This is a genomic window from Mycobacterium xenopi (assembly GCF_009936235.1).
Taxonomy (GTDB): Bacteria; Actinomycetota; Actinomycetes; order Mycobacteriales; family Mycobacteriaceae; genus Mycobacterium; species Mycobacterium xenopi.
In genome coordinates, this window is the sequence record NZ_AP022314.1 from 4,743,421 (window position 1) to 4,768,251 (window position 24,831).

At 65.2% G+C, this 24,831-nt stretch carries 23 protein-coding genes and 1 pseudogene; 7 read left to right on the forward strand and 17 right to left on the reverse strand.

The features are described 5' to 3' along the window. Positions 1-10: 10 nt before the first annotated feature. From MYXE_RS22720 to fadD5, 9 genes are all read right to left on the reverse strand, one after another. Complete coding sequence (locus tag MYXE_RS22720; protein WP_085195396.1) at positions 11-1,567, reverse strand: virulence factor Mce family protein; 1,557 nt, start codon at positions 1,565-1,567, stop codon at positions 11-13. Next, entirely contained in the window at positions 1,561-2,655 is a 1,095-nt protein-coding gene (locus MYXE_RS22725) for a virulence factor Mce family protein (protein WP_232061889.1), read from the reverse strand. Before MYXE_RS22725 ends, MYXE_RS22720 begins: the two co-directional genes overlap by 7 nt. 128 nt (positions 2,656-2,783) lie before the next feature. Then, a complete protein-coding gene (locus MYXE_RS22730) occupies positions 2,784-4,403 on the reverse strand; it encodes a virulence factor Mce family protein (RefSeq protein ID WP_004571643.1) in 1,620 nt (539 codons plus the stop codon). Beyond that, the gene (locus tag MYXE_RS22735) at positions 4,400-6,004 is read right to left on the reverse strand and encodes a virulence factor Mce family protein (protein WP_048890428.1); all 1,605 of its coding nucleotides are present in this window, start codon (positions 6,002-6,004) and stop codon (positions 4,400-4,402) included. Before MYXE_RS22735 ends, MYXE_RS22730 begins: the two co-directional genes overlap by 4 nt. Continuing rightward, positions 6,001-7,041: a virulence factor Mce family protein gene (locus MYXE_RS22740; protein WP_048890427.1), complete on the reverse strand. Its 1,041-nt coding sequence runs from the start codon at positions 7,039-7,041 to the stop codon at positions 6,001-6,003. Before MYXE_RS22740 ends, MYXE_RS22735 begins: the two co-directional genes overlap by 4 nt. Beyond that, the gene (locus MYXE_RS22745) at positions 7,038-8,348 is read right to left on the reverse strand and encodes an MCE family protein (protein WP_085195398.1); all 1,311 of its coding nucleotides are present in this window, start codon (positions 8,346-8,348) and stop codon (positions 7,038-7,040) included. Before MYXE_RS22745 ends, MYXE_RS22740 begins: the two co-directional genes overlap by 4 nt. A gap of 5 nt (positions 8,349-8,353) precedes the next feature. Further along, a complete protein-coding gene (locus MYXE_RS22750; RefSeq protein ID WP_085195400.1) occupies positions 8,354-9,223 on the reverse strand; it encodes an MlaE family ABC transporter permease in 870 nt (289 codons plus the stop codon). Position 9,224: 1 nt separating this feature from the next. Next, on the reverse strand, positions 9,225-9,941 hold the full coding sequence (locus tag MYXE_RS22755; protein ID WP_415624503.1) for an MlaE family ABC transporter permease: 717 nt from the start codon (positions 9,939-9,941) through the stop codon (positions 9,225-9,227). Positions 9,942-10,241: 300 nt separating this feature from the next. After that, positions 10,242-11,873: a fatty-acid--CoA ligase FadD5 gene (gene fadD5, locus MYXE_RS22760; RefSeq protein WP_050947727.1), complete on the reverse strand. Its 1,632-nt coding sequence runs from the start codon at positions 11,871-11,873 to the stop codon at positions 10,242-10,244. Between the two features lie 132 nt (positions 11,874-12,005). Here fadD5 and MYXE_RS22765 point away from each other — a divergent pair, with 132 nt between their 5' ends. Further along, complete coding sequence (locus MYXE_RS22765) at positions 12,006-12,722, forward strand: GntR family transcriptional regulator (protein WP_039890417.1); 717 nt, start codon at positions 12,006-12,008, stop codon at positions 12,720-12,722. On the opposite strand, the gene MYXE_RS22770 is transcribed toward MYXE_RS22765, so the two are convergent. After that, positions 12,723-13,166 (reverse strand): SRPBCC family protein, encoded by a 444-nt coding sequence (locus MYXE_RS22770; protein ID WP_004571635.1) that lies wholly within the window; start codon positions 13,164-13,166, stop codon positions 12,723-12,725. 30 nt (positions 13,167-13,196) lie between these two features. Beyond that, positions 13,197-13,667: an acyl-CoA thioesterase gene (locus MYXE_RS22775; RefSeq protein WP_004571634.1), complete on the reverse strand. Its 471-nt coding sequence runs from the start codon at positions 13,665-13,667 to the stop codon at positions 13,197-13,199. 14 nt (positions 13,668-13,681) lie between these two features. Here MYXE_RS22775 and MYXE_RS22780 point away from each other — a divergent pair, with 14 nt between their 5' ends. Next, a complete protein-coding gene (locus tag MYXE_RS22780) occupies positions 13,682-14,788 on the forward strand; it encodes an alcohol dehydrogenase catalytic domain-containing protein (RefSeq protein ID WP_071700170.1) in 1,107 nt (368 codons plus the stop codon). 14 nt (positions 14,789-14,802) lie between these two features. Here the strand turns inward: MYXE_RS22780 and MYXE_RS22785 are convergent, their stop codons facing one another. Further along, a complete protein-coding gene (locus MYXE_RS22785) occupies positions 14,803-15,378 on the reverse strand; it encodes a hypothetical protein (RefSeq protein WP_004571632.1) in 576 nt (191 codons plus the stop codon). 90 nt (positions 15,379-15,468) lie between these two features. Continuing rightward, a complete protein-coding gene (locus tag MYXE_RS22790) occupies positions 15,469-16,641 on the reverse strand; it encodes a CaiB/BaiF CoA transferase family protein (protein ID WP_085195434.1) in 1,173 nt (390 codons plus the stop codon). 81 nt (positions 16,642-16,722) lie between these two features. Here MYXE_RS22790 and MYXE_RS22795 point away from each other — a divergent pair, with 81 nt between their 5' ends. Then, positions 16,723-17,397 (forward strand): DUF427 domain-containing protein, encoded by a 675-nt coding sequence (locus MYXE_RS22795; protein ID WP_085195404.1) that lies wholly within the window; start codon positions 16,723-16,725, stop codon positions 17,395-17,397. A gap of 72 nt (positions 17,398-17,469) precedes the next feature. Here the strand turns inward: MYXE_RS22795 and MYXE_RS22800 are convergent, their stop codons facing one another. Then, a complete protein-coding gene (locus tag MYXE_RS22800; RefSeq protein ID WP_004571629.1) occupies positions 17,470-18,351 on the reverse strand; it encodes an acyl-CoA thioesterase in 882 nt (293 codons plus the stop codon). Between the two features lie 38 nt (positions 18,352-18,389). Further along, a complete protein-coding gene (locus MYXE_RS22805) occupies positions 18,390-19,316 on the reverse strand; it encodes an LLM class F420-dependent oxidoreductase (protein ID WP_085195406.1) in 927 nt (308 codons plus the stop codon). 91 nt (positions 19,317-19,407) lie between these two features. Here MYXE_RS22805 and MYXE_RS22810 point away from each other — a divergent pair, with 91 nt between their 5' ends. Both MYXE_RS22810 and MYXE_RS22815 read left to right on the forward strand, forming a co-directional pair. Then, a complete protein-coding gene (locus MYXE_RS22810; RefSeq protein WP_172442125.1) occupies positions 19,408-20,247 on the forward strand; it encodes an SMP-30/gluconolactonase/LRE family protein in 840 nt (279 codons plus the stop codon). Positions 20,248-20,263: 16 nt separating this feature from the next. Next, positions 20,264-21,076: a thioesterase family protein gene (locus tag MYXE_RS22815; RefSeq protein ID WP_004571626.1), complete on the forward strand. Its 813-nt coding sequence runs from the start codon at positions 20,264-20,266 to the stop codon at positions 21,074-21,076. Positions 21,077-21,192: 116 nt separating this feature from the next. Here the strand turns inward: MYXE_RS22815 and MYXE_RS22820 are convergent, their stop codons facing one another. Continuing rightward, a complete protein-coding gene (locus tag MYXE_RS22820) occupies positions 21,193-21,861 on the reverse strand; it encodes an SDR family NAD(P)-dependent oxidoreductase (protein ID WP_139821157.1) in 669 nt (222 codons plus the stop codon). Positions 21,862-21,984: 123 nt separating this feature from the next. On the opposite strand from MYXE_RS22820, the gene MYXE_RS22825 reads away from it, so the two are divergent. Further along, on the forward strand, positions 21,985-22,521 hold the full coding sequence (locus tag MYXE_RS22825) for a TetR/AcrR family transcriptional regulator (protein WP_004571624.1): 537 nt from the start codon (positions 21,985-21,987) through the stop codon (positions 22,519-22,521). Here MYXE_RS22825 and MYXE_RS22830 read toward each other — a convergent pair. Next, positions 22,518-23,868: pseudogene (locus MYXE_RS22830) on the reverse strand (FAD-binding oxidoreductase). The gene MYXE_RS22825 and the pseudogene MYXE_RS22830 sit on opposite strands and share 4 nt — an antisense overlap. Positions 23,869-23,906: 38 nt before the next feature. Here MYXE_RS22830 and MYXE_RS22835 point away from each other — a divergent pair. Then, positions 23,907-24,803: an alpha/beta hydrolase gene (locus MYXE_RS22835; RefSeq protein ID WP_085195438.1), complete on the forward strand. Its 897-nt coding sequence runs from the start codon at positions 23,907-23,909 to the stop codon at positions 24,801-24,803. The last annotated feature ends 28 nt before the right edge of the window (positions 24,804-24,831 follow it).

The window sequence follows — 24,831 nt, forward strand, 5'->3', positions numbered from 1 at the left end:
TCGGCGGGGTTCAGCCGGCTGGCGCCAGCATCTCCTTCCATCCGTCGTCTCCTGTTTTGCTCGAGTTTTCGACGGCGTACTTGACACCATCGGGCCCAACCAACTCACCGCTTTGCGGACTGTAGATCGCCGTGGGAGGCCCGCTGGGAGTGTAGACGCAGGGGTTCGGCTGCTGTCCGTTGCACTGCACCGTACCCGATCCGGGTCGCTGCAGCGGATCGCTGATCGGCGGCGGCGTCCCTGCCACGCGGTCGGCGGGTGCCGGGTTGAGGCCGGTGTTGATCGACGGTGCGGGTATGACCTGGCCCGGGTTGATCGGCTGGTCGCAGCGAGCACCGGGTGCAGGACAGTTCTTAATCTGGTTCGGGTCGCCGTACCACGGGTTCGTACCCAGCGGCACGTACGGCTTGGGGTCGCGGCACTCGCGCGGCGTTGCCGCACGCTTCCCGGGCACGTCGACACACGGGATGTTGCGCGACCCGCGGACCACGTTGGCGGGCGTTTCCTTCGGAACCTTGCAGTACAACCCGGATGGCAACGGCTGCGGGCTGGTGTCCGCCGGCGATCGCCACTCCGACGCTGGGAGAAAACCGGTCAGACATGGTGGCGGCTGATTGATCGACAGTGCCAAGTCGAGCGCGAGGCGCCCATCGCGCTCGTAGGGCGCTGCAACTGCCTGTGCCTCCGAAGCCCCTTGTGGCAGGAACACCAAATACTGTTCGAGCCCGTTATGATAACGCTTGAGCATCTCGAGCACGATCTCGAGGTTCGCCAGCGTCTGCGGCAACGACTCTCGGACATCGCCGAATACCGCGCTGACCTGATCCGCGGTTGGCGCTCCCTGAGTCAGGATGCTCTGCAGGTGCTGGTCGTTTTGCGCGGCCTGGGCGCCGAGGTTGTTCAAATTGCGCGCCCAGCGCTCGATGGCATTGCCGGAGTTGACCTGGCTTTCCAGGATCGGCCCGGAGTGTTGGATGATGTCGTTGACGTCACGGATATTGGTGTTGAAGTCGCTGGTGATCGCCTGGGTTGCGTCAGTTAGCCGTTGCAGCGCTGGACCGAGTCCGCCGACCGCTTGCGCTGTTTCGTCGAGCAACGAACTGATCTTCTCCTTCGGCAGCACCGCCAGCCCTCGATTGGCGGTGTCTAATGCCGGCCCAATCTCAGCGGGCACAGTGCCTTTAGTGATGGTTTGTCCGGGCGAAAAGTACTTGCCCGGGTTACCAACCGACACCAGGTCCAGATACTGCTCACCAACGGCCGACACCGAATGCACGTTTGCTGTCGCATCGATCGGGATCTTGTAGCGGTTGTCGATGCTCATCGTTGCCTGCGCACCGGTTTCCGTCGGCTGCACGTCGGTGACCTTGCCGATCGTGATACCGCGATAAGTGACATTAGAGGTCCGATACAGACCGCCGGATGAGGGCAGATCCGCCTTCAGCGTGTACTGACCGATACCTGCCACGCTCGGAAGGCGCAGGTAATACCAGCCCAGCACGACAATCGCGATCACTGTCAGAACACTGAACAGGATCAGCTGTCGTCTGAGGAATCGCGTCAGCATTGCCTGTCCGCCCTTTCGACCAGCGGCCCACCGGGCGCATCATTCGGGTTCGGCGTATACCGCACGTCCGGAATCATGGTTTCGGGATCGCGGCCGTACGACTGCTCGAGCGCGCGCAACGCACCGGAGAACCCGGTGCCGGTCAAAAATGCGTTGTCGACGGCGGAAAGGGTCAGGTCTAACTCCAGCGACAGATTCATGTAGTCGCCCCGCATCAACTTCGGCACGCTATCAATGTGGAAGGGCTGGGTACCGAGAATCTTCAACGCCCCGAACAAGTATGGTGCGGCGCGACCGAGTTCCCGCAACGGACATTGCAACGACTCCAGATCCTGATGAAGATTGGGCCGCGCACCAGATAAGTATCGGTCGGCTTGCTCGCTGAGCCTACCCAACGCATCCGTCGCGTCGACGAGCAGCTGCTGTTTTTCGTTGAAATGCTTGATCAGCGGCGGGAATTCGGTGAGGACCCGATCGACCACATCCGAGCGGGGACCCACATAGGCCAGCAACCGGTTGGTGGAATCGATGGCATGGGTGATGTCGTAGCGCTGCTCGTTGACCTGCCGGGTGAAGGTATCCAGTTTTCCTAGCAGAGCACGAAGCTGATCGGCTCGCCCACGGACGATGTTGTAGATCTCGTTTTGCAGCACTTCAAGATTGGGGATGCCGCCACCACGCAGGATCAGAGCCAGACTAGCCAGAGTTTGCTCAATCGTGGGGTACGCCGACGAGTTCTTCAGAGGAATGGTGTCCCCATTCTTCAGCAGCTCAGGCGAGGGGTGTGGCGGAGCTGCCAGCTCCACATGCTGGGACCCCAGCAGACTGGTCTGCCCGATCTTGGCGGTGGCATTCTTCGGTAGCTTGATGCCCTTGTCCAAACTCAACGTCAGGGTGGCCACCCAGTTCTTCAACTTGATTGCTCGCACCGAGCCAACGAAGACATCCGCAACGAGAACGCGGCTGTTGTTGTTGAGCGCCAAGGTTTCTGGCATCTGCACGTAGATGGTGTAGGAGCCGGGTCCCGTGCCCGGGCCGCCGGGGATCGCCACATTCGCAATTCCCCGCCAGCCACACGAGCTCAGCATCACGGCTGCAAGGAGCAGAGCCAACCCTTGCCACACCCCGCGTCGGGCCCAACCGGAGATGACGCGCACCCCGCTCCGCAGCTCGCGGTAGGGCTTGCCTTTCGCGCCCACGGCGCTCGTCGCGCGACTCACTGCCCGCCTCCTGTCGGTGCGGCGGCCGCCTCAGCCGGCAACGGTGGTCCGGCGGGTCCCGGCCCCGGCGCCGGCGTTGGCGGGACGGGACCCGGGACCACGCCCGGTGCCGGCGGCGGCGGGGGGATCGGCACCTGGGGAGCCTGCACCCCGATCGGTGGCAACACCGGATACTCGTCATACGCATTCGGGGGCCCGGGCGGTGTCTGCAGCCCCGATTGCGGCGGCGCGATGTCGGGCCCACCCATCAGTTCAGCCAGCGACTCCGGAGTCATCAGACCTGCGGTGATCGGTCCGACTTGAACGCCTTGCATGCCGGGCGCGACAACCCAGCCGTGTTGGGTGTTGCGGTGCGACAACGGCGTGTCCGGCACCCAGATCCCGGGCACGGTAGTGTCCTTGTACCCGTTGGGCGGCTGCAACCGCGGCTCGGAGTAGGCGACTTCTTTGGGAAGGGTCTCGGCAGTGCTGAAAAGGTTCAACCCGAATGGCAAATAGTTGAACTTGATCGCATCGAGAATCGGTGCCAGATACTGCGCACAGAGCTCGGCGGACTCCTGGTACCCGGCTCGGCTGCCGGCCTGAATCGCGCTGCAGATGAACTGCATCGGATTAGCGAAGTTTTGGATCGCTGAGATGGCGACGACGGCGCCGTGCGACGGGTGGTAAATCTGGTTGATGTTGGCTGCCGCGGTCGGTAGAACGTGCAGTCCGGTCTCCAATCCATTCAACGGATCGGGCTGCAACAGGGTCGTGGTCGCGGTCGCGAGATTGTCAATATCGTGTGCCAGCACCTCGCGGTTCTTCTCCAGGAATGGCCGCAAGGTGGCAAGCATGCTGTCTAACTGTTGGATCGCGTTCGCCAGGTCGCGATCGGAGCCGACCAAGCTATCGGTGAACTGAGCCAGGTTCTTGTTCAGCGCGACGAACTGCTGGTCATCCTGATGCAGGGCATTGACAAAAAGCGCCAGGCTGCGCAGGACCGCGAAAAAGTCACCACGACCCTCGTTCAGCGCCGTCAGCGCACGCGACAGAGCGTCGAACGTGGTGTTGATTTGCTTGCCCTTGCCGGCCAGCCCGTCAGCGAATGACTCGATAACATCGCCGAAAGGCCCTTTCGGCTGTTCTTTGGTGGGGCCGAGTTTGGAAATGATGTTGGTGACGCTGTTGCGCAGCTGGTCCCACTCGGTTGGCACCTGTGTCCGCTCGATCGGGATCACCGCGCCATCGGCCAGTACCGGGCCGCCTCGGTAAGGCGGAGTCAACTGGATATTCCGCGCCGCCACCAGGGTCGGGTTAAGGATCACCGCCTGTGCGTTCGCGGGCACCTTGTATTTGTTGCTGTAGTGGAACGTCACTTTCATCTTGTCGCCGGCGGGCTCGATCTTGTCGATCGAACCCACCCGCACACCCATGATCTGGACCTTGTCCCCGGAGTAGAGTCCGTTGGTCTCCGTGAAGTAGGCCACCACCGTGTTGTTGGTCAACTTCTGGTAGAGCTCGCGGCCCACAAAGAAGACGACCAGAGCCAACACCACCACTAGCGACCCGACGATCACCGACGCCCGCGACAGTCTGGGAAGTCGCAAGTTGCGGATATCGAAGACGGTGCTCAACTCTGGCTACCTCCCAAGCTTCCTCCGCCACCACCTGGCTGACTTCCCAGTACGCCGGGCGGGATGAAGGGTGCGGGCAACTGCTGGCCCGGTCCGGGCGGCGCCGGCGGTCCGGGAGCCAACGGCGGCGCCGGCGGTGCCGCCGCGGGATTGGCCGGAGCAGGGCCTGAAACGGGTGCGTTGGGCGGTTCCGAACGCGCCCCTGGCGGCGCGTTCGGCGGCAACGGCACAGGTGTGCCCGGGACGTCGGGCGGCACCTCGCCGGGTCGTCCGGCGATCGGGATACCAGGTGTTGGTGGTAGCCCGTTCGGGTTGGGTGGCGACGCCATGACGTCGGGCGGGGCCAAGTCCGGACCACCCAGCGGGCCGAACGGGCCTAGGTTTTGGTTAATGCCCGCACACGGCAGCGGGTTCCACGGCCGCGGCAAGAGATCAGGAGTCGGCGTGTAGGAGCAGGGCGATCCAGGTGGAACGGCCGGCCCGGGGTGATCCGGGGTGCCCTCCAACACTGGCGGTGCCGGCGGCGGCGCTCCGTTCGGCAAGCGGGTGCCGTTGGGATCAGGGAAGCGGAACGCGGGTAGTCCGGCATTGCGCCAGAACTCCTCGGGGTCGATGCCGCGTTTCTTGAACGCGGCGTCAACCCACGGCTGCAAGATCCAGTACGGCAGCAGGTTGGCCAGGATCACCTTGAAGTACGGTCCGGAAGCGACGGCCTCGTTCACGGCCGCGGCGGCTTTACCGAGCGTTACGAGGATTTGAGCTAGGTCGTCCTTGCGGGCCACCAGCAAATCGCTCACGATACGCAGCTGCTCCAGGACGTGGTTCAGATTGGGGTTGTCGTTGATGAGCCCCTTCACCTGAAGAGAGAAATACGAAACGTTGCCCAGCAGCGCGCTGATGGCCCGACTGCGTTCGTTGAAGGCAACCAGCAGGGCCTTTGCGTTGACCAGCAGCCGATCGACCTGTTGGCTGCGGTCGCCCAGCACGCTGGCCACCTTATTCGCCTGCGCGAGTAGGTGTTTGACCTCTTCATCACGTTTGCCGACGGTGTCGGACAGTTTCGCCACGCCGTCCAGCAGGGGGCTTAGGTGGGGGTAGGTCTCATCGATGGTCTGCGACAACACGTTCAGCGAGCGCTTGACGGTGTCAATGTCCCAGCCGGCTGCCGCCCGTGTCACGTCGAAGAAGGCGTCATAAATCTGGTACGGGGTGGTGCTTTGGCCCAGCGGCAGCACCCCGTTCGGACGCAGCGCCTGGGTGCCGCGCGGCTCGATTTCGAGGACCTTCTTACCGAGGATGGTGTCGGTCTTGATTGCCAGCCGGCTTTCGGTGCCGATGGTGTTGCTTCCGGTGGAGAACTTGATCACGACGTGATCGCCGTCGATCTTGAGTCCTTGCACAACACCGACGTTGACGCCAGCGATGCGTACTTTGTCGCCTTTGTTCAGTTGGCCGGTGTCGGCGAACTGCCCGTAGTAGCTCGGCTGGGCGAACAGCATGGGGACGCTGGTCATGGTCTGGCCAAAGGCCACGATCATCAGCACCACCACCAGGCCCATGAGCCCGATGCGAAGCCGGTTGGGAGGTTCGAGCGTTCTCATTGGGGCGTACACCTGCCCGTCGGCTGCTGCCAAATCCGGACCGTGCGCACCGGACCGCCCGGCTGAAGCCCGTTCCACTTGATCGTGATGTCGCAAGCGTAAAAGTTCACCCAGTCTCCGTAGGTGCCGATCACGCGCCCGATCGTGTTCAACGCGGGCGGGGCCCGATGGAACAGATCGTCGTACTGATCACGTTGATCAATGATCGGCTGCTGGACGGCCTGCAGATAATTCAGTCCCTTGTGCAGCAGCGCGCGGTTGTCGGCCAACAGGTCGGCGACCGTTCCGGCCGCGTTGCTGATGTTGGCGGTGCCGGCGGCCAGTGGATCGGCGTGGTTCTTTAGACCGGTGACAAGTTTCTCGAAGTTGTCAACGGTCTGATCGAATTCCCTGCGATGCCTAGCGGTGGTGTCCAGCACGGTGTTGAGGTTCTTGATCACCTCGCCAATCGCCTGGTCACGCTCGGCGATGTGGGAAGTCAACTGTGCTGTCTGGTCAAGGATGTCGTTGATGGTCCCGCCTTGACCCTGGAATACGGTGATGATGGTCGATGCGATGGTGTTGACCTTGTCCGGATCGAGCGCCCGAAACAGCGGTCTGAACCCACCGATCAGCGCGTCGAGATCCAGGGCTGGGGAGGTGCGCGACAGCGGGATAAATCCGCCCGGCGGCAGAACCCGGTCGGACCCTTCGCCCTGACCGCGCTTGAGCTCGACATAGCGGTTGCCGATCAGATCCTGATAGCGGATCTGTGCTGTCGTTGACTGGTACAGCGGCAAGTCCCGCTCGACCGTGAAGTCCACCCGTACCCGCCGGCCACCGTTGATCAGCTGGACGTTTTTGACCTTGCCGACCTCCACTCCGGAGGCCCGGACGAATTGGCCGTTGCGCAGCCCGCTGGCATTGCTGAACTCCGCGGAATAGCTATAGGTCCGGTCGAAGCGCATCTGACCGAACACCACGACGATCAGCGCGGTGAACAGCAGCAGCACCACCGCGATGATGCCGAGCCTGACAGCGGTACCGGTGATTTTCATGGGTTGATCGTGTTGTCTCCTACTTGACGGCCCCAGACGTACTCGATGGCATATGGCGAGCCCGTGTCGATGTGGTTATACGGTGCAACGCTGTTGCCGGTGTCCATCACCAACATGGGTGCTGGCCAGAAATCACGGGTAATGGTCTGCCAGCAGCCCGGTGCACCACCCGGTCCGCCGTGAGCATTCACGCGCGGCAGATTCTCCGGGTAGATATAGGGATTCGGCGCGCCACCAACCAGCCCGGCCAGCCCCGCTAATCCCTGGGTTAGCACGGTGGCGGTCAATCCCGCGGGAGTCAGGACGAATCCCAACCCGGACAGCGCTTCCGTTTCCGTTCGCAGTGCGTAACCGCCACGGCCGCCGGTCCCTAAATAGACCTTGTGTTCCACATCGTGGTAGTTGCGGATGGTGCAGTACAGCTCCGGGCTGTAGGTGTCGAGCAGCTTGGCGGTGGGAACCAGGTCGGCTGCTCCCCGCTCCAGGTACGGCCCGCCCCTGCGGAAGACGTCTTCCGTGGTGTTGCCGAATCCGGTCGCAGCCAGCAACGCCGCATCCAGATCCTTTTCCTGACGGTGCAGCGTGCGCGCCGTGATCACCGCATTGTTAAGGAAGTCGAACAGATCCGGCGCCGCGTTGGCGTACACGTCACCGAGGGCGGCCAATTGTTGTATGTCGTGGCGGACCTGCGGCTGCTGCGGGTTCACGTCGTCGAGGACGGCGTTCGCCTTGACCAAGGACTGGCCGAACTTCTCGCCCAACCCGTTCAGCGCTTCCGCGGCTCCGCTCAGTGTCAGGTTGACCTTGACCGGATCCACTTTCTCGGCGATCGACGTAATCGTCTGGAACAACGTGTTGATCTCCGTCGTCACCGACGTCGCGTCGATGACATCATGTGGCGTGATCCGTTGCGGGCTGGGGTTTTTCGGTGACGTCAGTGCCACATATTTATTGCCGAACACCGTGGTCGCTTTGATATTCGCGTCCACGTTGGCCGGAATCAGCTTGATGTACTTGGGATTAACGTCGAGGATAAACTTCGCTGCCGGCTTGCCGTCATGCTTGACTTCGGAAATGCTGCCCACCCGCCCGATCTGGACACCGTTATAAGTGACCGGCGCCCCGGGATCCATCACCAGACCGGCGCGCGCCGACAGCATTGTCAGTGGTGTCTTTGGGGTGAAATTGCCCCGAAACTGCCAGTACACCAGTGCAGTGATCAACACGCCGAGTGCCAATGCCACCACCCCCGCCGTCTTGTACGGCGGGGTACGCATCGGGTTGATTTTGCCTCGCGGTGTCGTCATGGCAGCTACATCGTCAGGTTGAAGTTCGGGTTGACGCCGTAGAGCGCCAACGCAGCAAAGAGGGCAACGACCTGGACAGAGACCAGCGAGAACCGCATCGACCGCCCGACTGCCTCACCCACGCCGACCGGGCCGCCGCTGGCCGTGTAGCCGTAGTAGCAGTGGGTGAGCATGACCAGCCCGGCGATGATGACTGCCTCCACGAACGACCACAGGACGTCCTCGGGACGCAGGAATGACCGGAAATAGTGGTCGTAAGTGCCCGAGGGTTGGCCGTACAACACGGTGGTGACGAGCTGCGGGGAGATGAACGACATCAGCATCGCCGCCGCATACAGGGGAATGATCACGACCAGGCCAGCCAACGCGCGGGTGGACACCAGATACGCGATCGACTTGATGCCCATCACCTCCAGCGCGTCAATCTCCTCACTGATCCGCATCGCGCCCAACTCGGCCGTCGCGCCGGCGCCGACAGTGGCCGCCAGCGCTACGCCGGTCACCACCGGCGCGGCGATGCGCACGTTGATCAACGCGGCGAAAAAACCCGTGAACACGTCGAAACCGATGTAACCGAGCGACGCATAGCCTTGGATGGCGACCAGCGAACTACCGGACAGGGTCACGAAGGCAACAATCGCGACCGTTCCGCCGACGACCGCCATCGCGCCGGTGCCCATCCCGATCTCGGCGATCAGCCGCAGCACCTCCCGGCGGTAATGCCGCAGCGCCCAGGCAAACCCCGTCGCGCCTTCCACCGCAAACCAGGCCATCTGTCCGACCCGGCTCAGTTCGCGACCCGCGGCACCGCCGTAGCGGCTGAGGTTGGCAGTTGCTCGCGGGAAGCGCGCGCGCAGCACCTGGATCGTCGACATGTCAGCGCCCCGTTCCGAAACGGACACCGATGGTGGTCAGGATGACGTTGACCGCATACAGTGCGACCACACACAGCACCACGGTCTCGTTGACCGCGGTGCCCAGTCCCTTGGAGCCACCCCGCACGGTCAGGCCCCGGTAGCAGCCGACCAGCCCGGCGATCAGTCCGAACACGGCGGCCTTGACGGTCGCGATGACCACCTCTGGCAAGCCGGTGATCAAAGTCAGCGAGGTGAGGTAGGCGCCACCCGACACGTTCTGCAAGTAGACACCAAAGATGTAGCCGCCGACCAGACCCACCATGACCACCAGGCCGTTGAGCAGGGTGGCGACCACGGTGGCCGCCAGCACGCGAGGCACCACCAGTCGGTGGATCGGGTCGATGCCGAGCACCTCCATCGCGTCGATCTCTTCGCGGATGGTCCGCGCGCCCAAGTCAGCGCAGATCGCGGTCGAACCCGCACCGGCCACCACCAACACCGTGGTGAGCGGACCCAGTTGGGTGACCGCACCGATCGCCGCACCGGCCCCGGAGATGTCGGCGGCCCCGGCCTGAGCCAATAGAACGTTGAGCGTGAAGATGAGGAGCACGGTGAGCGGGATCGACACCGCGATCGTCGGCAAGATGCCGACCCGCATGATGAACCAGCACTGCAGGATGAACTCGCGCCACTGGAACGGGACGCGAAATAACGCCTTGCCGGTCAGCACACACATCCGGAAAAAGCCACCGACGAGGGTGATCGGCGGACCCAGTTGATCGCGGACATAGTCGGTGAGCCGCGGCTGCGTCGTCGTCACTGCTGCCCCCTCACCATCAAACCGCGAGCTCCCAGGTGTAGCGGCGGTTGATGTCGCACGCCTCCTCCTTGCCCCGACCCTCGGTGTGTGACCGCCGCCTCCCTACTCACAGGTAGTAAGAGAGACCACAGGACTGTACCCGATGGCCCGCGGCGCGTACACCGCAATCCGCACAATTGACCCTCCGTCGCCGCCATAGTGAAATTGCCATCATCGTCAATTTCCTGTTCTGGCTGTAGGACAGCTCTTTTCGGCGTCCGGGTCGGGCTTCGTCGCGGCGCCGTACCGTCTGCGCAATTCGGTCTTGAGCACCTTTCCGGCCGGGTTACGCGGCAGTGCATCCACGATTTCCAGACCCTTCGGGTGCTTGTAGCGCGCCAGCCGACCGTCGAGGAATTCGTCAATGTCTTCGAGCCGCAGGTCGTCTCGATTGACGGCTGCGACCGCGACGGGAACTTCGCCCCACCTCTCGTCAGCTCGGCCGATAACGGCAACTTCGACGATGGCGGGATGACTGGCCAGGACGTTTTCCACCTCTGCGCAGTAGATGTTTTCTCCGCCGGAGATGATCATGTCCTTCTTACGGTCGACGACCCAGACGTAGCCCTCGTCGTCCATTCGCACCAGGTCACCGGAATGAAACCAGCCACCCGCGAACGCTTCCGCGGTCGCTTCCGGATTGTTCCAGTAGCCGCTCATCAATGTTGGTGCGCGATAAACGATTTCGCCGACCTCACCGACCGGGACGTCGTTCATGTCGTCGTCAACTACCCGGGCGGCGACCGTCGGGATGACCCTGCCGACCGATCCACGTTTTCTGATGGCGTCCTCACCGAGCAGCATGCAGGTGACCGGCGACATTTCGGTCTGACCGAATGCCGCGAGGATTTGGGCGCCGGGGAAGGTTTCTGACATCTGCCGCAACAACGTGTCCGACGCCGGTGCCGCTCCCCAGGAGATCACCCGCAACCGAAGCTCACGCGGATTGGCCTGCTGTTCGGCGCACACCGCCTGCCACTGTGCGGGCACCAGGAAGATGCCGGTGACTTTTTCCGCCGCCAGCACATCGAGCAGCTGTCCGGGGTCGAACGCCCCGAGGGGATGGATCACCGTGGGGATCCCGAGCAACATCGGCGTCAGCATGTTGCCGAGCCCGGCGATGTGGAACAGCGGCACGCCGATGAAACCGACGTCGTTGTTGAGGTCGACGCCGTGGGTGTAGAGCGCGGTCATCGTCTGCCCGGTCAGGTTGGTGTGGGTCAGCACCGCGCCCTTGGGCCGGCCGGTCGTTCCCGAGGTGTACATGATCAACGCCGGCGCGTCGTTGGGGATGTCGACGGGTTGGTGTGGATCGCCGGTCATCTCGTTCACCAGGTCTTCGTAGCCCAGCAGGCCGTCTTCGGTGGCACCACCGGCGACGACGATCATGCCCAGCCTGGGCTCCTTGTCGCGGACAGCGCTGGCCACCGTCGCCAGCACGGGCTCCGTGATCATGACGCGCGGCTCACAGTCGGCCACCAGGAAGGCAAGCTCGGCGGGCGTGAGCCGAAAGTTCACCGGCACCGCGATCGCACCGATCATGTTGGCGGCCAGGACTGCCTCGATGAACTCGGTGCGGTTGAGCATCAGGATCATCACCCGGTCGCCGAACCCGACCCCGCGTCGGCTCAGGGCACCGGCCAGTGCCGCGACTCGGCCCCGCAGCTCCATCCACGTCAGCGTCTTGCCCAAGAATCTCAGCGCCGGCGCATCCGGCTGCATCAGCGCATGGCGCTCGAGTTGGTTGACCCAGTTCTGGCGGCGGGAAAGGTAAGGCTGCTCAGTGGAGGCGGCGGTCTGGCCGGTCATCAGCGCGGTCAAGTAGTGGTGTCCCTTCGTCGTCGTTCGCGCCCTGGCGGCAAGTTGATATTTGATCAAACATGGTGTTGTGTGGGTCACATTATGGCCTGACCGTCGCGAAGACAAGCGCTGGAAACGCAGGTGAACGCACCACTTTCCGCATCTGTTGCCGCATCTCGTGTTCGCCAGCCGCGCAGCTGGCGACCAGTGCGCCGGGCGCAATTGTCTGACGAGGTCGCGGGACATCTACGTGCCGCGATCATGTCCGGAACGCTGCGTCCGGGGACGTTCATCCGGCTCGACGAAACGGCCGCCCAGCTCGGTGTCAGCGTCACGCCGGTGCGCGAAGCGCTGCTCAAGCTCCGCGGCGAGGGCATGGTCCAGCTTGAACCGCACCGTGGCCACGTCGTGTTGCCGTTGACCCGTCAAGACATCCACGACATTTTCTGGCTGCAAGCAACGATCGCCACGGAGCTCGCCGCCACGGCCACCGATCTGATCACCGACGCCGAAATCGACGAACTCGAACACCTCAACGAGGAGCTGGCCGCAGCCGTCGGCTCCGGTGATACCGAGGCGATCGCGTCAGCGGAGTTCGCCTTTCACCGCGTTTTCAACCAAGCGAGCGGCCGGATCAAGCTGGCGTTTTTTCTGCTGCATGCCGCGCGCTACATGCCGGCATTGGTCTACGCCGCCGACCCCGACTGGGGTGCTGCCGCGGTAGCCAATCACCGGCAGCTGATCAGCGCGCTGCGTAGTCGCGACAAGGCCGCTGTGCTCGAGCACACCACCTGGCAGTTCACCGACGGCGCAGAGCGACTGATCCAGAAGCTCGAACGCACCGGAATCTGGAGGTAGTCAAGAACTGGCGGCCAGCTGCTCGGCGCGGCGTTTGAGGTTTTCCGCCAGGTAGTCCAGCACGTCGTTGACCATTTTCTTCACCATCGGCTTGGGCACCGACATCTCGGTCTCGACGTCCATGTCGACGGTCAGCAGCGACTTCGGACCCATCTCCACCACGCTGAACAACTGCTCGTGCTTGGTGAAATGGTCGCCTTGTTGCATGACGGTCTGAATCTGCGTGGGGCCCGGGTAGTAGACGGCCTGGATGTAGGTGCCTTCGATGCCCTGCCAAGCCATGTCCAAGCGCAGCTGGCTGGGCCGCCCGTCGTCGTAGCGGGCCAGCACCCAGAGGCCTTTGATCTCCTCGTTCCACTGTGGGTAGGACTCAAAGTCGGCGACGATGGCCATGATTGAGCCGGCGTCGGCGGCAACTTCGACTGTCTTGCTCACGAACGGCATTGGCTGAGCATACGTGGATGCACTGGGCGACTAACTGACACAGGCCGTCGACAACAGCGCTCGAATCGCGTCGGGGATCGGTACCGGTTTGCGGGTGGCCCGATCGACGTAGACGTGCACCCAGTGCCCCAGCGCCGCGACTGTCTGCGGCTCGTCGGCGGTGAGTTCCTCGGCAGCGCGAAACAGGCCGAGCCGGTAGGTGACACTGGTGCGCCCGAGCCGAGTTACCGCCAGCCCGACGACGAGCCGCTCCGGGAAGTGCAGCTCGGAAAAGTAGCGACAGCCGGACTCGGCGACGATGCCCTGTGCCGGCATGGTGACCGGATCCACTTCGATGTTCGTGTTGATCCAGCCGTTGATCGCGGTGTCGAACAGCTGGTAGTAGACGGCGTTGTTGAGGTGGCCGAACATGTCGTTGTCGGCCCATCGGGTGAGCACCGGCCAGTGCACCGGAAAGTCGCGGCTGGTGAGGTTGTCCGGTGTAGGCGGGACCGACGTCATGGTTGTATTCCAACATGTTTCGAATTCGGGGCGCCGTGCTGGAGCGGATCGGGCTGCCGCGCCCCTACGCACGATCGAAGCCCATCGATGTGGCCGAGTTGGATTTGGCGCCGCCAGCCGCGGGCGAGTTACGGGTCCGCATCGAAGCCGCGGGGGTGTGTCACTCCGACTTGTCGGTGGTCGACGGCACTCGGGTGCGACCTGTGCCCATGCTGCTCGGTCACGAGGCCGCCGGGGTCGTCGAACAGGTCGGCGACGGGGTTGGCGATGTGGCGGTGGGGCAGCGGGTGGTCATGGCGTTCTTGCCGCGCTGCGGGCGCTGCCCGGCTTGCGCCACCGAAGGCCTTACCCCGTGCGAACCGGGCAGCGCCGCCAACGCGGCCGGGACCTTGCTCGGCGGCGCGATGCGGCTGAGCCGCGAAGGTCGCCCGGTGTACCACCATCTCGGCGTATCTGGCTTTGCGACCCAGGCTGTGGTCAACCGGGCCAGCGTGGTGCCGGTCGACTTCGACGTTCCGCCAACCGTTGCCGCTCTGCTGGGGTGTGCCGTGCTGACCGGTGGCGGTGCCGTGCTCAATGTCGGCAGACCGAAACCTGGCGACACCGTGGCGGTCGTCGGGCTCGGTGGCGTAGGTATGGCTGCCGTGCTAACCGCGTTGGCGCACAACGATATTCGCGTGGTCGGGGTCGATCAGCTGCCGGAGAAGTTGGCAACCGTTCGGGCCTTCGGCGCGCACGAGGCCTACACGCCGCAGCAGGCCAGCGAGGCCGGTGTCAAGGCCGCCGTAGTGATTGAGGCCGTCGGCCACGCCGCCGCGTTGCAGACCGCGATCGAGCTGACCGCTGCGGGCGGGCGGACGATCACGGTGGGGCTGCCGCCACCGGAGACGCGGATTAGCTTGTCGCCGTTAGGATTTGTCGCAGAAGGCCGCGCACTGATCGGCAGCTATCTCGGTTCCGCGGTGCCCGGCCGCGACATCCCCCGGTTCGTGCAGCTGTGGCGATCGGGCCGGTTGCCGGTGGAGTCACTGGTGTCCTCGAGAATCAGTCTCGACAAGATCAACGAGGCGATGGACCAGCTGGCCGATGGTGCCGCCATTCGGCAACTGATTACCTTCTAGGGTGGCGTCCTGGATCACTCGAGCGGTACCAGCTCGGAAGCGACTGGCAAACTCCCCTTCATGTCGCTGAGCAGCGTCTCCGTGGGGTCCACCGGCTGGCCGGGGATTCCCGCGGCGGTAAGCGCATGGGCCTTGAACGCCCGTGCCGCCCCGCTCAGCACATGCTGAACGGTGGTCGTCCGGCGACCCACGGTCAATGGCCAACCGTCGTCCCAGAGTGTGACTTCCGTGAAATGGCGATCCAAGGCTTCGAACACCAACTCTTGGACACGTGAATTGGTCGCGAACACACCGGCACTGACCGCCAATCCTTGGCTGACCCATGCCGTGCTCGTCGGCGCGAACCGGGACTTCAGCTCGAGGGCGTGCACGCCCAGAATCTGCAACGGCCGCGTATCGCCGTGCTGCGGCAAGAGCACAGTCACCTCCCAGCCGGCTGCCACGCGGTCGTACAGCCATCCGCCGGCCGAGCGCACCACATCGACGACCGAGTTCGCGACAACGTCGAGCCGGTATTTGAGCGCTGCAGCCTGGGGATCGCTGAAGCGCCTCGCAGAATGCGGGTTTAGCGCCACAGTGGAGGTCGTCATCGCATCCCTTCAGCATTGTCGTCAAACGACGCCGAGACGTGGCCCGGCCCACATAGCGTGACAGTTTTACTTGAATCTGTAAAGCCTGTGTCATGCGCGACGGCGGCGCGCTTTGAGCTCGGCGAGAACTTGTTCAGTGTGCTCACCGAGCTGTGGCGCGGTGGATCGTGGTGCCCACGGGGTGCCGTGGAAGTCGGCCGGGGTGGCGACCATCGGGACCGCTCCGCGCGGGTCCGGTACGTCGACGAGGCCGCCGGCGGCATGGAACTGCGGATCGACGACCATGTCTTCGATCGAATTGATCGGCGACCAGAAGAACTCCGGTTCGCTAGCGAAGGTCTCCGCCCACTCGTCAAGCGGTTTGGTCGCGAAGATCTCATCCAACTGGGCGATGAGCTCGACGGCGTTGGCGGCGCGCGCTCGGCCGTCGGCGAAGCGGGGATCGGTCAGCCAGTCCGTGCGCCCCACGACGCGGCAAAGAGCGGGCCAATGGCGGTCGCCCTGCAGCCCGACAATCCAGAACCGCCGCCCGTCTCCGGCGGCGTAGTTGTTCATGCACGGGTTGGCCATCGATTCGCGCTGCCCGATGGCGATCGGTTGACCGGTCATCAAGTAGGTATTGATGTCGAAGCTCACCATGTAGGCGCCCTGCCGATACAGCGACGTGGTGACCAGCTGCCCAGTCCCAGTTCGGCCGCGGGCGAGCAATGCGGCGCAGATCGCCGCCGCCAGCGTCATGCCGGCCATGTGATCGCCCATGCCACCGCGCTGAAACGGCGGCGTATCACCCGGGCGGGTGAGCAGATGAGCTACCCCGGCGCGCGACCAGAACGCGGCGATGTCGTAGGCGGCGCGCTCGGCGTCGGGCCCGGTTTCGCCGTAGCCGGTGATCAACCCGTAGACCACACGGGGGAAGGCCGCGGCCACCGACTCGAAGTCCAATCCGAGGCGCCGCAACGCACCGAGGCGCACATTTGTCACGAAAACATCAGCGTCGCTGAGCAATTCGAATGCGAATTTGCGTCCCTCGTCGGTGTTGAGGTCGAGAACGATGCTGCGCTTGGAGCGATTGTCCATCTCGAACGGTGGGTTGGCGTCCAAGTCCAGCCCCAGCATGCGGCCGAACTCGCGCCCCGGGTCGCCCGCGGGCGGCTCGATCTTGATGACGTCCGCACCCCAGTCGGCCAGGATGCCGCTGGCGGCCGGGCCGGCCACCCACACTCCGAGCTCAACGATTTTGACGCCTTCCAGTGGTCCAGCCATGGCCATACCCTGCCACGAACCCCCGGCTCGGGGTTGTTTACAGAGCCGCCATGCTTTGTAAGCTTCAGGCGTGGAGGAACTATGAGCCTGGTCGCCGGGCGCGGGCCGCTGAGCGATGATCCCGCCGGATGGTTCTCGTCACCGCTGCCCAAGGACGTGGTCTACGTCGAACCACATCCCCGGCGAATTCAAGCTTTCCGCGACGGGCAGAAAGTGATCGACACCGAGCGCGCAGTGCTGGTGCATCGCCGAAATCGCCCACTCAGCTACGCGTTCCCCGCCGACGAGGTTGCCGGCTTGCCTGGTGAGCCCGAGCCGCAAGCACCCGGCTTGGTCCGCGTGCCCTGGGATGCGGTCGACACCTGGCTCGAGGAGGGCCGCAAGCTCGTCCACTACCCGCCGAACCCCTATCACCGCGTCGATTGCCGACCCACGCGGCGACGCCTGCGGGTCCAAGTATTGGGCACCACGTTGGTCGACACCGACGACACCGTCATCGTCTTCGAGACGGCGCTGGAGCCTCGCCTTTATGCCGATCCTGCGTTGGTGCGCACCGAGGTACTGCGGCAGAGCGACACGTCGAGCTACTGCAACTACAAAGGTTTCGCGACGTACTGGACGGCCGTCATCGGTGACGGCGTGGTCGAAGACGTGGCTTGGAGCTACCCGGATCCGCCTCCGGAGAGCCTACCGATCAAGGGTTACTTCAGTTTCGACCCGGCACGGGCCGACGTCGCCGCGGAGCTGCCGTCATAGCTCGGCGAGCGCTCCGAGTCGCCTCCGTTCGCGATCGACTTTGTGCCGCCAACCGTCCGTGCGCTGCGAACGCTACAGCCGCGCTTGGGCTTTGATCGCGGTGTCGGTCTGCCGCAGCGGCCGGATCAGCGCTTCCTGAGCAAACGACGCGAGCAGTTGGCCTTCCTCGGTGTGCACCGTGCCCCGGACATACGACATGCCGGCCCCCACTTGGGTGCTCTCATGGGTGTAGAGCAACCAGCCGGTCCACGACACCGGCTCGTGGAAGCTGACCGAGATCGTCATCGGCGCCGTCGACACGGTCAGGTGCGCCTGGCTGGTGCCGATGCCCTCGTGGGCGCGCATCGTGGTCGAAATACCCAGGTGCCCAGTGAAATACGCGACCAGCGCCTTGGCCAGGTCGTCACGTGCGGGGATCGGGTCGTAGTGCACCCACGCATACAACTCCGGCGGCCCGACCTCGTCGGGACTGTTGACGTCGACCACGTCGACCAGCCGCACCTCGCGGCCGGTCATCGGCATCGGCGACGGGTTCGCCGCAGCCGGCGGGGCCACGTCCGGTCGCGGTAGATGGTGGCGGATGACGTCGGGCGAGGGCACGTCGGCCAGCGCCGTCACCGTGATGCAGCGCCGGCTGTTCTGCTGCACCGAGACGACGGCCGTGGCGGTGGAGCGGCCCTCGTGCACGACGTCGATGTCGAGTTCCACCGGCGGGCCGACCATGACGGCGCGGGCGAACACCGCGTGGGCCGAGCGAACCGACTTGCCCGGGAATCGTTTGGCCACCGCGACAATCGCCTGAGCCAGCACCTGGGTGCCTTCCACCACCTGCCGCTCGTCCGCGCCGGCGATACCCGTGTCGCCGGTGAATCGGTCGCCCTGCGCGGCCTGTACGTCGAACAAGTCCAGGAGGCCGGTAACCGACCAGTGTGTCTGCTCAGATTCCGTGGTCACACAGGGAGAGTGACATTGTCGGGGAAAGTTGTAAAGGCTTAGGGCCGGTACGCGTCGATCACCAGGGCCCGGAACCGGTCGATGGTGTCCAGCACGTGGGCCAGGCTGTCGCCGGGCAAGCCGACCTGCACCCAGGTCACACCCAACGCGGCCAGCTTATCCAGGCCGGTCAGATAGGCGTCGGCGTTGAAGTCGTCGCTTGCCGGGCTGCCGCCGTCGAAGTTGCTGAACACCACGTCGATTGCCGACCAATCCCGGTCGGCTGCGTCCAAGCGGCGGCGCAGATCGTCGATGCCGGCGGCAAGCCGCTCGATCGAATCGATGGCCGCCGTGCGGGCGGTCTGGGCCAGCGCCGCCGGGGCGGGGAACGGACACCAGCCGTCGCCGTGCTTGACCACCCGCTGACGGGCGGCCCCGGTGTTGCCGCCGATCCAGATCGGTGGATGCGGCCGACTCACCGGCCGCGGGTGCGCGGTGATCCCGCGGGCGGTGAAATGCCGGCCGTCGAAGCACAGGTCGTCGGTGGTCCACACCGCGCGGATCACTTCGAGCGCCTCGTCGAACAGCTCGGCCCGTTCGTCGTAGTCGACGCCCAGGGCGGCGAACTCGCGTTTGAGGTAGCCCACCCCGGCCGCCAGCGTGAACCTGCCACCGGACAGCAAGTCCAGCGTCGCGCCGGATTTGGCCACCAAGAACGGGTTTCGGTACGGCAACACCACGATGTTCGGAATCAGCCGCAACGAGGTGGTGCGGGCGGCGGCGAAACCCATCGCCACGAACGGGTCCAGCGCGTCGTGGCCACCGGCGTCGAGCCAGCGCTGCGTCGGGGCGGGGTGGTCGGTGAAGCCGAACCCGTGGAACCCGGCGGCTTCGGCCGCCGCAGCAACCGCAGATATCCCCTCCCCACAGGCCAATTCCGGGTGATACGGGTGGCTGTGCATCGGGTGAGTGATCGAGAAGTACACGCCAGGCACGTTACCGCCTAAAACGGCTTGACACTCGTGAGCTAGTCTGTAAAGCCTTGGTTTGGCGTCGTCGCAGTAGGAGGCAACCAGGGTGGGCATCGTGACCACGCGCTACCAGTTGACACCGTTAGCCGACGGCTTCTGTTTCGGCGAGGGGCCGCGGTGGTTCGAAGGACTATTGTGGTTTTCCGACATGCTCGGCGAGGCGGTGCACACCGTCACGCTGGGCGGCTCGATGACGACATTGCCGCTGCCGGGCCACAGCCCGTCGGGGTTGGGATTCCGCCCGGACGGCTCACTGCTGATCGCCTCAACCGAAGACCGGGTCGTGCTGCGCTACGACGGTGACACGGTGACCACCATCGCTGACCTTGCCGCGACGGTGCCCGCGGCTCTCGGGGACATGGTCGTCGACCAAGTGGGGCGTGCCTTCATCGCATCGCCGGCCCTCGAAGGGGGCGTGATCGTGCGCCTCGATCCGGACAACTCGGTGACCGTCGTCGCCGACGACCTCGCTTTCCCCAACGGAATGGTGATCACGCCGGACGCTGGAAGCCTGATCGTCGCGGAGTCGATGGGGCGACGGCTGACCGCTTTCCGCATCACCGACGATGGTGCCCTCACCGACCGCCGGGTTTTCGCCGACGGGTTGGACGGCCCACCCGACGGCATCGCGCTGGACGTCGAGGGCGGTGTGTGGGCGGCGATGACGCAGGCACACCAGTTCGAGCGGATCACCCAAGGCGGTGCCGTGACCGAGCGCATCGACATCGGTGAGCGCGCCGCCATCGCCTGCACGCTTGGCGGGCCGGCGCGGCGCACCCTGTTTCTGTTGTCGAGCACCGACGCTTACCCCAAGCGGCTCAAAGGAACCCGGCTCTCCCGGGTCGACACCGTCACCGTCGATATCCCTGGCGCCGGCCTGCCGTGACGCCGCAAGGCCGAGCATGACCGACGCGTACTACGAGCTGACCGGTGCTGCCGACCCGCTGGGTGAGCAGTTCACTGCCACTGATCTAGTGCGAAGCACCTGGTCGGCGGCGATTCAGCACGCCGCGCCGGTGTCGGCGCTGTTGGTGCGGGCACTCGAGCACTGCGCTCGCCGTGACGACACGCGGCTGAGCAGGGTTGCCGTCGACCTGCTGGGACCGGTGCCCGCCGACGGTGACTTCTGGGTGCGCTCGCGCATCGAACGCCCCGGCAAACAAATCGAGTTGGTCACCGCCGAGATGCTGGGACCGGGACCGGATGGTCGGCCTCGGCCCGTCGCTCGCGGCAGCGGCTGGCGGCTGCAGCAGCTCGACACCGCCGATGTGATGCGGGCGCCTGCGCCGCCGATTGGCCCGCTCACCCAGGGCCGCAGCCGCAATCTGGAAAAGGATTTCGACCGCAACTACGTGCACAGCCTGGACTGGCGGTGGCTCACCCCGCCCCTCAACGACGGGCCGGGGGCATCGTGGATCAGGCCGACCGTGGACCTCGTCAAGGGCGAGACGATGACGCCGCTGCAGCGGCTCTTCGCTGTCGCCGACTGCGCCAACGGCATCGGCTCGAAACTCGACATCACCAGATGGACTTTCCTCAACAATGACCTCGTCGTCCATGTGCACCGAATCCCCGAAGGGGAGTGGATCGGTATCCGCGCCGAAACCAGCTACGGTCCGGACGGAATCGGAACCACCGTCGGCACCCTGTTTGACGAAAGCGCCGCCGTGGGCGCCATTCAGCAGTCGGTGCTGGTGCGGCGGCGGTCTGGCTGACGAGAAATCCGGATCACCAAATTCGTCCCCGGGTGGACGAGATAGCAACTCGCGGAACAAGTTTCGCAGTTTACGCCATATTCACAGGTCATATTCACGGGCCAGGCCGGCGACGGTTAGCGAACTTCTCGCCCCTTGGCGGGCGCCGCCGCGGGCCGATGCGAGATGACCTCGACAAGCCGCAGGTGCATGCGTTCGTCCGAGGCCAGCATCGCAGCGATGACACATGCCACATCGTCAGGCGCCACCCTGCTGCCCGGCCACGCCGACCGGACGAGCGAAGCCCGCACGCCGGTGCCGACGAATTCGGCATCCAAGCCCGAGACCCAGACGTCGAGTGCTTGCCGGCTTGCCGCCGACACCGCCGTCCTCGGTGGCTTCGTCCCGGCGACGAGGTCCGGGCTGACCAAAACGACGTCGCCGTGTCCATGCCGGATCATCGGCGGAATCAGTTGCGCGGCAAGGTGCTGCGCGCCAACCACGTGCGCCTCGGCAGCGCACAGGCCGGCATCGGTGATCAGCACGTCGACCTCACCGATGAGATAGCGAGCGGACTCGACGAACCGATCGATGGACACCGTGTCAGCGAGGTCGAGATAACCGGCGAACGCCGTGGCCCCCTGGCCCCGAAGGCGACTTGCCAGCCGCTCACAGTGGTCGGGACGGCGTGCGCCCATCAGCACCAGGTCGCCGCGCTGGGCCAATCGCGCGGCGGCTGCCCGGCCGACTGGTGACCATGCCGCGGTCACCATGACGGCGCGCGCAGGCTGGCCCCCTTCAGCCACGGCGAGCGGCTAGGATTTGGTGGTCGGATACGTCATCTGCGGGCGAAACGGCCCCCGCCAAGGACCAACAAAGTGGCACCCAAACAGCGTGACACTTCACCTACAGTTTGTAAAGTTTCGAATGTGAACCACCCGTCACCGACTGAGGCCGACACGTCGACCCGGCAGCGGATCCTGGCGGCCACTGCCGAGGTAATCAGCCGCAACGGCAAACGCAAGCTCAGCCTTTCAGACGTTGCCGCTCAAGCGCACGTCTCACGCCCCACGTTGTATCGCTGGTTTGCCTCCAAAGAAGAGTTGCTGGACGCGTTTTCACGCTACGAACGGCAAACGTTCGAAAGCGGTTTAGCCAAGGCCACAGCCGGCCTCAAGGGTGCCGAGAAACTCGACGCCGCACTGCGGTTCATCGTCGACTATCAGCACTCCTACTCGGGCGTCCGCATGGTCGACATCGAGCCCGAGCACGTCATAGCGCAGTTCTCCCGTGTCATCCCGGAGATGCGGGAAGGACTGCAACGCCTGCTTCCCGGACCCGGCGGCGCGGTGAAGGCCGCGGCCGCGATCCGGATCGCGATCTCGCACTACATGGTGAGAAGCGACGACGCCGACCAATTCTTGGCGCAGCTGCGGCACGCGGTGGGCATCAAGGCGGCGGACTAGTCGAACAGCACCGCGGCGTTGAGGTAGCCGGTCGGGTCGAAAGCATGCTTGACCGTGCGCATCGCCGCGATATCGGCCGGTTCGCGTGACATGCCGACATACGCGCGCTTGCGGCTACCGACGCCGTGCTCGGAGCTGACGTTGCCGCCGCAGTCGGCGATCAGCCCCATCATCGCCGCGTACAGGGCGTGTTCCTGCTGCAGCGCGCAGCGCAGGACGTTGAGATGCAGGTTGCCCTCGCCGATGTGGCCGAACAACACCGGCAGCGCGTCAGGGGCGTGCCGGTGCACGAGCTGGCCCGCCAGGCGGGCGAACTCGCTGATCACCGCCAGCGGCAGCGAGACGTCGAACTTTAGCGGCGGCCCGTACACACCGAGCACCTCGGACACCGATTCCCGCACCCGCCAAAGCCGCTGCTGCGCGGCCGTGTCCACACCCACCGCCGGCTCTCCGCACGTCTGCAGGCCGTCGAGCGCGTCGGCGAGCCGCTGGGTCTGGTCGTGATCACTGGCCAGCTCCACCAACAACAGCCAGTCGGCCCGCACGGGCGCCGTCACGCCTAGGTGTTCGGCCATCAGGAGACCGGCCCGGCCGTCGATCAGTTCCAGGGCCGCGATGCCGTCGAGATCGCGAAACGTTCGGGCGGCTTCGACCAGCGCACCCAGGTCGGCGAACCCGCACAGGGCGGTCACCCGGTGCGACGGGGTGGGGTGCAACCGCAGGTCGAGTGCGGCGATGACGCCGAGGGTGCCCTCGGCGCCGACGAACAGCGCCGCAGGTTGTAGCCGGTGTTGTCGGCGCGCACCCGGCTGTGCCGGCGCAGCACCGAGCCGTCGGGCAGCGCAACGTCCAACCCAAGCACCTGCTCGCCCATGTTGCCGTAGCGCACCGTCCGCAGGCCGCCGGCATTGGTCGAGGCCATGCCGCCGACGGTGGCGGTGTCGCGGGCGGCCAGGTCGACACCGAATACCAACCCGCGGCGCTGGCCGCCTGCTGCACGGCGGCCAGCGTCGCCCCCGCCCCGACGTGCAGGCGGCGCTCGACAGCGTCGACCTCGCCGACGGTGTTTAGCCGCTCTGTGGACAGCAGCACGTCGTCGTGCTCGGGAACGGTGCCGGCCACCAGCGAGGTGCGTCCACCCTGGACTGTGACATGAGCCGCAGCACCGCGGCACACCCGCAGCACCTCGGCCACCTCGCCGGTGGACCCTGGGCGCACCAGCACACTGGCGTGGCCGCGGTAGCGGCCGGTGTGGTCGACGCTGCGGGCGGCAAGCACGTCGGGATCGGCGCTGACATGCTGTCGACCCACCACCTCCGCCAGCTGTTGCAGCACGCTTGCGGTCATGGCGTCGAAGTATCACACGGTGCGCAATGATGCGAATCATGGCGCAGCGTGAAGACGTCCAGTTCACCTCCGGCCATGAGCGCGTCAGCGCCTGGCTGTACCGGCCGGAAGCACCCGGCGACGCGCCAATGCTGGTCATGGCCCACGGGCTGGGCGGTGTGCGCACGATGCGGCTGGACGCCTACGCCGAGCGGTTCAGCGCCGCCGGGTATGCCTGTCTGGTGTTCGACTACCGCAACTTCGGTGACAGTGAAGGCGAGCCCCGACAGCTGCTCGACATCGGCATGCAACTGCAGGACTGGGCCGCGGCCGTGGCCTACGCCCGCACCTTGCCCGACATCGACAGCCGTCGAATTGGCTTGTGGGGCACGTCTTTTAGCAGCGGGCACGTGATCGCGACGGCGGCGCAGCTGCCGGGCATCGCCGCCGTCGTCGCGCAGTGTCCCTTCACCGACGGCATCGCCTCAGCGCGGGTGGTCAACCCGTTGACCATCGCGCGCGTTACCGCGCTCGCGGTGCGCGATCTTGCCGGCGCCCGGCTCGGCAGGCCACCGGTGATGGTGCCGGTGGTCGGCCACCCGGGCGAGGTCGCGATGATGACCGCGCCCGACGCATACCCAGGCTTCATGCGGCTGGTGCCCGACGGTGTGCAAGTCCGCAACGAGGTCGCCGCCCGCTTCGGCGTCAAAGTACTCGCCTACCGGCCGGGGCGCGCCGCCAGGAAGGTCACCTGCCCGATCTTGTTCTGCGTGTGCGAACCCGACTCCGTCGCACCCGCCAGTGCCACCCTGCGCCACGCCGCCAAGGCACCTCGGGGCGAGATCAAGGTCTACCCCGACGGCCACTTCGACATCTACGTCGGGAAAGCCTTCGACCGCGTCGTTACGGACCAACTGGCCTTCCTCGACGCGCATTTGAAGGCCAGCGCGCCATAACTGCCTCCACCCCGTCACGGGTGAACTC

What these genes read in the sequence shown, in the direction of transcription:
- MYXE_RS22720 (WP_085195396.1), bottom strand. Translation starts at nt 1,567, where the DNA reads ATGCTGACGCGATTCCTCAGACGACAGCTGATCCTGTTCAGTGTTCTG.
- MYXE_RS22725 (WP_232061889.1), bottom strand. Translation starts at nt 2,655, where the DNA reads ATGCTGAGCTCGTGTGGCTGGCGGGGAATTGCGAATGTGGCGATCCCC.
- MYXE_RS22735 (WP_048890428.1), bottom strand. Translation starts at nt 6,004, where the DNA reads ATGAGAACGCTCGAACCTCCCAACCGGCTTCGCATCGGGCTCATGGGC.
- MYXE_RS22740 (WP_048890427.1), bottom strand. Translation starts at nt 7,041, where the DNA reads ATGAAAATCACCGGTACCGCTGTCAGGCTCGGCATCATCGCGGTGGTG.
- MYXE_RS22745 (WP_085195398.1), bottom strand. Translation starts at nt 8,348, where the DNA reads ATGACGACACCGCGAGGCAAAATCAACCCGATGCGTACCCCGCCGTAC.
- MYXE_RS22750 (WP_085195400.1), bottom strand. Translation starts at nt 9,223, where the DNA reads ATGTCGACGATCCAGGTGCTGCGCGCGCGCTTCCCGCGAGCAACTGCC.
- MYXE_RS22755 (WP_415624503.1), bottom strand. Translation starts at nt 9,941, where the DNA reads ATGTGTGTGCTGACCGGCAAGGCGTTATTTCGCGTCCCGTTCCAGTGG.
- fadD5 (WP_050947727.1), bottom strand. Translation starts at nt 11,873, where the DNA reads ATGACCGGCCAGACCGCCGCCTCCACTGAGCAGCCTTACCTTTCCCGC.
- MYXE_RS22770 (WP_004571635.1), bottom strand. Translation starts at nt 13,166, where the DNA reads ATGCCGTTCGTGAGCAAGACAGTCGAAGTTGCCGCCGACGCCGGCTCA.
- MYXE_RS22775 (WP_004571634.1), bottom strand. Translation starts at nt 13,667, where the DNA reads ATGACGTCGGTCCCGCCTACACCGGACAACCTCACCAGCCGCGACTTT.
- MYXE_RS22780 (WP_071700170.1), top strand. Translation starts at nt 13,682, where the DNA reads ATGTTTCGAATTCGGGGCGCCGTGCTGGAGCGGATCGGGCTGCCGCGC.
- MYXE_RS22785 (WP_004571632.1), bottom strand. Translation starts at nt 15,378, where the DNA reads ATGACGACCTCCACTGTGGCGCTAAACCCGCATTCTGCGAGGCGCTTC.
- MYXE_RS22790 (WP_085195434.1), bottom strand. Translation starts at nt 16,641, where the DNA reads ATGGCTGGACCACTGGAAGGCGTCAAAATCGTTGAGCTCGGAGTGTGG.
- MYXE_RS22795 (WP_085195404.1), top strand. Translation starts at nt 16,723, where the DNA reads ATGAGCCTGGTCGCCGGGCGCGGGCCGCTGAGCGATGATCCCGCCGGA.
- MYXE_RS22815 (WP_004571626.1), top strand. Translation starts at nt 20,264, where the DNA reads ATGACCGACGCGTACTACGAGCTGACCGGTGCTGCCGACCCGCTGGGT.
- MYXE_RS22835 (WP_085195438.1), top strand. Translation starts at nt 23,907, where the DNA reads ATGGCGCAGCGTGAAGACGTCCAGTTCACCTCCGGCCATGAGCGCGTC.